Source organism: Shewanella sp. 11B5 (assembly GCF_002836795.1).
In the GTDB taxonomy this organism is placed as follows: domain Bacteria; phylum Pseudomonadota; class Gammaproteobacteria; order Enterobacterales; family Shewanellaceae; genus Shewanella; species Shewanella frigidimarina.
In genome coordinates this window covers 1-6,997 of the sequence record NZ_PJAP01000313.1, presented here as the reverse complement: position 1 = coordinate 6,997, position 6,997 = coordinate 1, and the positions used below count along the sequence as shown (strand labels likewise).

Below are 6,997 nucleotides of genomic sequence, written 5' to 3'. Positions count from 1 at the left end.
TTGAGTTAACTATCAGTATTATTTAAGTTTTTATTTTCTGGTTTGTGTGACCCGCTTCTAACTCCCGCTTAATAATAGGTGAACATTATCACGGTTTGATCATTGTTCATTGCCGCTATTCAAAAACTCTTGATATGGTCAATACTTGTGATTGTGTATAACAGGATATGATGATTTATGGCTGCGAATTCTTTGCAAACGAAAGTCGACAGGGCGGTAAATACCGATAAAGGTTTTGCTCACCCTCTTTGGGCTGCTCGTGCAGATAAACTACAAAGTTTGTCTGGTGTATTACTGGGGCTTTTTCTAGTGATGCATTTGCATTTTGAGTCGAGTATTTTGTTTGGCAAAGAAGCTTTCTACCAAGTAGCACAGTTTCTAGAAGGTGGCATTTTCAGTGAAACTGGCCATGGCTATCCTCTGGTAACAAAAATTTTTTCCTGCTTTATGTTATTGATTCTGCTGATCCATGCGGTATTTGCATTACGTCGCTTTCCTACTCAATTAGGGCAATGGCGAGCCTTACGAAATCAAATGCGTTTTTTACCCCATGAAGATACCAAAATTTGGTTTTGGCAAATGATCACTGGTTTTTTATTGTTCTTCCTCGTACCTACGCACTTATTCACCATGATCACCAACCCTGAAATAGGCCCACATCTTTCGGCTGAACGGGTGTATCACCTCAATGCTTGGGCTTTATATATCCTGCTATTACCTGTTGTAGCAGTGCATGCCGTATTTGGTTTATATCGCGTAGTGGTGAAATGGGGCTTGGTTGAGCAACGTTTTGCTATGCTCAAATTTGCCAAGGTGTTGCTAGTGTATTTAATGGTGCTAGGTGTGGCGAGTTTGCTGACGTATATTTTTATTGGCCGCTCTTTAGCATTACCTGTAGTGCCATATGTGTCGATGTTGTAAGGAATTAACATGAAAATTATTTATACCGACACCTTGGTGGTTGGCGCTGGACTAGCTGGATTAAGAGTCGCGATAGCCTCAAAAGAGCGCGGTCTTGATACCTTGGTGTTATCGCTGGTTCCCGCTAAGCGATCGCACTCTGTAGCAGCCCAAGGTGGCATGCAAGCCAGTTTAGCCAATACCATAAAAGGTGAAGGTGATGATGAAGACATCCATTTTCAAGATACGGTTAAAGGTTCCGATTGGGGCTGCGATCAAGATGTTGCTCGAATGTTTGCTCACTGTGCACCCAAAGCGGTAAGAGAGTTAGCTCAGTGGGGCGTTCCTTGGACTCGCGTAACTAAAGGCGATAGACAAGTAATTGTTAACGCTGAAAAAGTCACCATTACCGAGGCCGAAGAGGCTCATGGACTCATTAATGCGCGTGATTTTGGTGGTACCAAAAAGTGGCGTACTTGCTATACCGCAGACGGTGCAGGTCATTCTTTATTGTATGCTGTCGATAATAAAGCCATTTCGTTAGGCATTCCAGTGCATGAACGGATGGAAGCATTATCGCTTATTCATGATGGTGAACGTTGCCACGGTGTAATCGCTCGCTGTTTAATTACGGGGGAATTATGCGCTTACATTGCTAAATCGACCACTATTGCCACAGGCGGATACGGACGAATCTATTCTGTATCAACCAATGCCGTTATTTGTGAGGGGATTGGCCAAGCGTTAGCGCTAGATACCGGTGTCGCGACATTAGGAAATATGGAAGCGGTACAGTTTCATCCGACGGCTATCGTTCCAGTGGGGATTTTAACTACCGAAGGCTGTCGTGGTGATGGTGGTGTGCTGCGCGATAAAGACGGTTACCGCTTTATGCCCGACTATGAACCAGAGAAAAAAGAACTGGCTTCGCGAGATGTTGTGTCTCGTAGAATGACTGAGCATATGCGCAAAGGAAAAGGCGTAAATAGCCCTTATGGGCCGCATTTATGGCTGGATATTACCTTATTAGGTCAAAAGCACATTGATACCAATTTGCGTGAAGTTAAAGAGATTTGTGAGAACTTTTTAGGTATTGATCCGGTTAAAGATTGGATCCCTGTTCGACCTACACAACATTATTCTATGGGCGGTATTCGTACTAAAGCCAATGGCGAAAGTCCACAATTATCAGGGTTGTTTAGTGTTGGAGAAGCTGCTTGTTGGGATATGCATGGCTTTAATCGACTCGGTGGCAACTCCCTAGCAGAAACAGTGGTTGGCGGAATGATTATCGGTAAGTATGTTGCTGACTTTGGTGAGCAAAATAGTTTGGTCGTTGATACCGATTTAATCGCCCTGTTTGGTAAGCAGTTACAAACAGAAGTTGATCAGCTTATTGAGGGCGAAGGAACAGAAGATCCATTTAAACTTAAAGCTGCAATGCAAAAAATCATGATGGATTACGTCGGTATTTTCCGCAATGGGCCTGAACTTGAACTGGCTGTTAACCAATTAACTGAACTGCTTGAACGTTCGAAAAACCTCGGCTTAAAGTGTAAAAAACGTCATGCAAATCCTGAATTAGTTGAAGCGTTACGCGTCAAACGGATGTTGAAAGTGGCTGTGACCGTTGCATGCGGGGCGCTTGCTCGTACCGAAAGTCGAGGCGCGCATTCTCGTGAAGATTTTCCACAGCGTAATGACCAAGACTGGTTGAATCGTACATTAACCCGTTGGCCAGATGCTAATAGTTTACGACCAGAAATGAGTTATGAAGCGCTCGATGTGATGCGAATGGAATTACCGCCTGGTTATCGAGGCTATGGTGTTGATAATGCGATTGCTCATCCTGATACCCAAAAACGTCAGCAACAGGTTGAAGCTATTTTAGCTGAATTAGGTGACGATGCAGATAGGTATGCCAAGCAAGCGGCATTAATGCCTTTTGAGCTACCTGAAGAATATAAACCACGTAATCAGCGCTTCACTGATACTGTAGCCAAAACCGACGCTGAGTCTGGAGAAAAGTAATATGAGCCAAGCACGCACGTTAACTTTTTCAATTTTTCGATATGACCCGCAAGAGCCTGGCGACAAACCTAAAATGGTGACTTACAGCTTAACAGAGGCACCCGGAATGACGGTGTTTATCGCGTTGAATCAGCTACGTGAAACACAAGACCCATCACTACAATTTGATTTTGTTTGTCGCGCGGGTATTTGCGGCAGTTGTGCCATGGTGATCAATGGTTTTCCGACGTTAGCTTGTCGAACCTTAACCGCTAATTATCCAGATGGACATATTAAATTGATGCCATTACCTGGCTTTGATTTAATTGGCGATCTGTCGGTGAATACCGGTAAATTTATGCGCGAATTATCTGAGCGTTTATCGTTGTGGTTGCATCCAAATAGTGCAGATAATGATATTCATCGTATCGAAACGCCGATGTCACCGGAAGAAGCAACCAAGCTTTATGAGTTAGAGCGATGCGTAGAATGTGGTGTATGTGTTTCTGCTTGTGCGACTAAACAAATGCGTGACACTTTTGTTGGCGCTGTCGGTATGATGAAAATTGCCCGTTTTGAATTAGACAGCCGTGACACTCGCAGTGCAGATGATTTTTACCATGTCATAGGTAATCAAGATGGCGTGTTTGGTTGCATGACGTTACTCGGCTGCCAAGATACTTGCCCGAAAGATTTACCGCATATGCAGCAAATTGCGTATTTACGTCGGAAAATGGCATCTGTTTAGGTGGAAAGAGCGGTAACGAACGGTAAAACGATAACAGACGATAGCAAGCGATAGAAGTACAAAGACTAGATGCTAGAGCGCTTCGCTGCTAGAAACTATACGAGCAAATGCTTTAAAGGCGGAAGAGCGGTGACAGGCGGTAAAGTGATAACAGGCGATGGCAAGCGATAGCAAGCACAAAGACTAGATGCTAGAGCGCTACGCTGCTAGAAACTATACGAGCTAAAGCTTTAAAGGCTGGAAGATCGATAACAAGCGGTAGAATGATAACAAGCGATGGCAAGTGGAAAGGCTAGATGCTAGAGCGCTTCGCTGCTAGAAACTATACGAGCTAAAGCTTTAAAGGCTGGAAGATCGATAACAAGCGGTAGAATGATAACAGGCGATGGCAAGTGGAAAGGCTAGATGCTAGAGCGCTTCGCTGCTAGAGGCTATACAAGCTAAAGCTTTAAAAGCGGGGGGATCGATAACAAGCGATAGAATGATAACAGGCGATGGCAAGTGGAAAGGCTAGATGCTAGAGCGCTTCACTGCTAGAGGCTATACGAACTAAAGCTTTAAAGACGGGCTGAGCGGTAACAAGCAGTGAATGATAACAAGCGATAGCAAGCGGGAAAGGCTAGATGTTACTGCATTTATCGCCGCGAAGCGAAGTTGCAGGACTTAGTCTGCTCTAGGTCTTAGATATATTTTATCGATAATTAGACATAAAAAATGCCGCTAAATTAGCGGCATTTTTGCGATTATTTTGCGTTTAGGTAATGAATTACTTAGCGCGTTTCATTGCTGTGAAAAATTCTTCGTTAGTTTTGGTCATAGCCAATTTATCGATTAAGAATTCCATTGCAGAAACTTCGTCCATTGGATGTAAGATTTTACGTAAAATCCACATTTTCTGAAGTTCTTCTGGCGTCGTTAGTTTTTCTTCACGACGAGTACCAGAGCGGTTGAAGTCAATCGCTGGGAATACGCGTTTTTCAGCAGCTTTACGAGAAAGATGTAACTCTTGGTTACCAGTACCTTTAAATTCTTCGTAAATTACTTCGTCCATTTTCGAGCCTGTATCAACCAGGGCTGTGGCGATAATGGTTAAGCTGCCACCGTGTTCAATGTTACGTGCAGCACCAAAGAAACGCTTAGGACGATGTAATGCGTTAGCATCAACACCACCGGTTAACACTTTACCCGATGAAGGGATGACGGTGTTATAAGCACGGGCTAAACGAGTAATTGAATCTAACAAAATGACGACGTCTTTTTTATGCTCAACTAAACGTTTTGCTTTCTCGATAACCATTTCGGCTACTTGAACGTGACGGCTGGCTGGTTCATCAAAGGTAGAAGCAATGACTTCGCCTTTAACCATACGCTGCATTTCTGTCACTTCTTCAGGACGTTCATCGATAAGTAATACCATTAACACCACATCTGGGTTGTTATAAGTAATACTTTGAGCAATATTCTGTAGTAACAATGTTTTACCGGCTTTTGGCGGTGCAACAATCAAACCACGCTGGCCTTTACCGATTGGAGAACAAAGATCAAGGATGCGAGAGGTGATGTCTTCTGTTGAACCATTACCGCGCTCCATGCGAAGACGCTCTTCTGCATGTAATGGGGTTAAGTTTTCAAACAGGATTTTATTGCGAGAGCTTTCTGGTTTATCAAAGTTGACTTCACTGACTTTCAACAGTGCAAAATATCTTTCGCCTTCTTTCGGCGGTCTGATTTTACCAAAAATACTGTCACCAGTACGCATGTTAAAGCGACGAATTTGACTTGGAGAAACATAAATATCGTCAGGACCCGCAAGGTATGAGCCATCTGAACTTCTTAAAAATCCAAATCCGTCTTGGAGGATTTCTAATACACCGCCACCGAAGATGTCTTCTCCGCTTTTAGCGTGAGCTTTCAAAATTGAGAAGATGATATCTTGTTTACGGGTACGAGCCATGTTTTCCAGATTCATGCTTTCAGCAAGCGAAACTAGATCTGAAATTGGCGTGTCTTTTAATTCTGTTAAATTCATGTATGGGAGTCTTGTTTTGCGCGACGAAGCTTACCGCAATCAATCAGCAAGTTTGAAAAGATATTTTATGATTGATAAACGAGAAGAGGTTAATTGAAAAAATCTGATGAATAAATTAGCACTTTATGTGTTGGTCGTCCAGAAATTTAGCGTAAATAAAACCTAAAAATGGCACAAATTGTTCAAAACTTGTGCCATTTAACGTTTCTAGGCTAATTCTAGTTAGATCTTAGCGTCAATGAACTCTTTTAGTTGCGTCTTTGATAGTGCACCAACTTTAGTTGCTACTAGCTCGCCGCCTTTGAACATTAACAATGTTGGAATACCGCGTACGCCGTATTTCGCTGGTGAAACGTTGTTTTGGTCAACGTTTAGTTTTGCGACTGTCAGTTTGCCTGCGTATTCTTCAGCAACGTCGTTTAGGATTGGGGCAATCATTTTACAAGGACCACACCACTCAGCCCAGAAGTCGACTAATACTGGTGTTTCAGACTTTAATACGTCGTTTTCAAAGCTGTCATCGCTTAGGTATACAATTTTATCGCTCATGTAGTTCTCCAGATTTGGTTCCATTGCTAGTTTATTAATGGCTTACCATGTATATTGGGTCAGTTAAATAGCTTTTCAAGAGACCGTTTTAGTAATGTAGCTATTTCAAACGATCGAATCTTTTTTTGCAACCCCTACAGGTATGCTTGTGCTATGAGCCAAACACATTTATCGACCAAGAAATTCGCCGACTTCCCTTTAAAGCCCGAAATACTCGCGGCATTGAACGAGAACGGCTTTGAGTTTTGCACGCCAATACAGGCGTTATCTTTACCTATTTTACTTAATGCAAAAGATATTGCCGGACAAGCCCAAACCGGCACCGGTAAAACTATGGCATTTTTAGTGGCCACATTTAACCACTTACTTAATGTTGCTGCACCTGAGAGTCGCAAAGCAACTGAACCCCGCGCTATTATTATGGCGCCTACACGTGAATTAGCAATTCAGATTGCTAAAGATGCCAAGTTATTAGCGGCACATACAGGCTTAAAAGTTGGCATCGTTTACGGTGGCGAAAGCTATGAAACTCAGCGCGCGGTATTAGACAAAGGCGTTGATATTCTAATTGGTACCACCGGACGTATTATTGATTATGTGCGTCAGGGAGTGATTAGTTTAAGCCACATTCAAGCCGTTGTGCTTGATGAAGCTGACCGTATGTTTGATCTTGGCTTTATTAAAGACATTCGCTTTTTATTCCGCAGAATGCCTGATGCTAAGTCACGCTTGAATATGCTGTTTTCTGCCACGCTTTCAAT

The 6,997-nt window shown here is 42.9% G+C and carries 6 protein-coding genes; 4 read left to right on the top strand and 2 right to left on the bottom strand.

Annotation, left to right across the window (positions count from 1 at the left end):
- Positions 1-177: 177 nt before the first annotated feature.
- From CXF78_RS06345 to CXF78_RS06335, 3 genes are read left to right on the top strand one after another with little or no spacing between them, the layout of a single operon-like run.
- The gene (locus CXF78_RS06345; protein WP_011635945.1) at positions 178-921 is read left to right on the top strand and encodes a fumarate reductase cytochrome b subunit; all 744 of its coding nucleotides are present in this window, start codon (positions 178-180) and stop codon (positions 919-921) included.
- A gap of 9 nt (positions 922-930) precedes the next feature.
- Positions 931-2,931 (top strand): fumarate reductase flavoprotein subunit, encoded by a 2,001-nt coding sequence (locus CXF78_RS06340; RefSeq protein WP_102036296.1) that lies wholly within the window; start codon positions 931-933, stop codon positions 2,929-2,931.
- Position 2,932: 1 nt separating this feature from the next.
- Positions 2,933-3,658, top strand: a complete 726-nt coding sequence (locus CXF78_RS06335; protein WP_102036295.1) for a fumarate reductase iron-sulfur subunit — start codon at positions 2,933-2,935, stop codon at positions 3,656-3,658.
- A 766-nt stretch (positions 3,659-4,424) separates the two neighbouring features.
- Here the strand turns inward: CXF78_RS06335 and rho are convergent.
- Positions 4,425-5,687 carry a transcription termination factor Rho gene (gene rho / locus CXF78_RS06330; RefSeq protein ID WP_011635948.1) on the bottom strand — a complete coding sequence of 421 codons (1,263 nt, stop codon included), beginning with the start codon at positions 5,685-5,687 and terminating at the stop codon, positions 4,425-4,427.
- A gap of 222 nt (positions 5,688-5,909) precedes the next feature.
- Entirely contained in the window at positions 5,910-6,236 is a 327-nt protein-coding gene (gene trxA, locus CXF78_RS06325) for a thioredoxin TrxA (protein WP_011635949.1), read from the bottom strand.
- Between the two features lie 153 nt (positions 6,237-6,389).
- Between trxA and CXF78_RS06320 the strand changes: the two genes are divergently transcribed.
- Positions 6,390-6,997: DEAD/DEAH box helicase (locus tag CXF78_RS06320; protein WP_145991384.1), on the top strand; the 608-nt coding region annotated here is incomplete at its 3' end.

Bases quoted from the DNA above. Each gene is read 5' to 3' on its own strand.
- CXF78_RS06345 (WP_011635945.1), top strand. From the start codon at position 178: ATGGCTGCGAATTCTTTGCAAACGAAAGTCGACAGGGCGGTAAATACC.
- CXF78_RS06340 (WP_102036296.1), top strand. From the start codon at position 931: ATGAAAATTATTTATACCGACACCTTGGTGGTTGGCGCTGGACTAGCT.
- CXF78_RS06335 (WP_102036295.1), top strand. From the start codon at position 2,933: ATGAGCCAAGCACGCACGTTAACTTTTTCAATTTTTCGATATGACCCG.
- rho (WP_011635948.1), bottom strand. From the start codon at position 5,687: ATGAATTTAACAGAATTAAAAGACACGCCAATTTCAGATCTAGTTTCG.
- trxA (WP_011635949.1), bottom strand. From the start codon at position 6,236: ATGAGCGATAAAATTGTATACCTAAGCGATGACAGCTTTGAAAACGAC.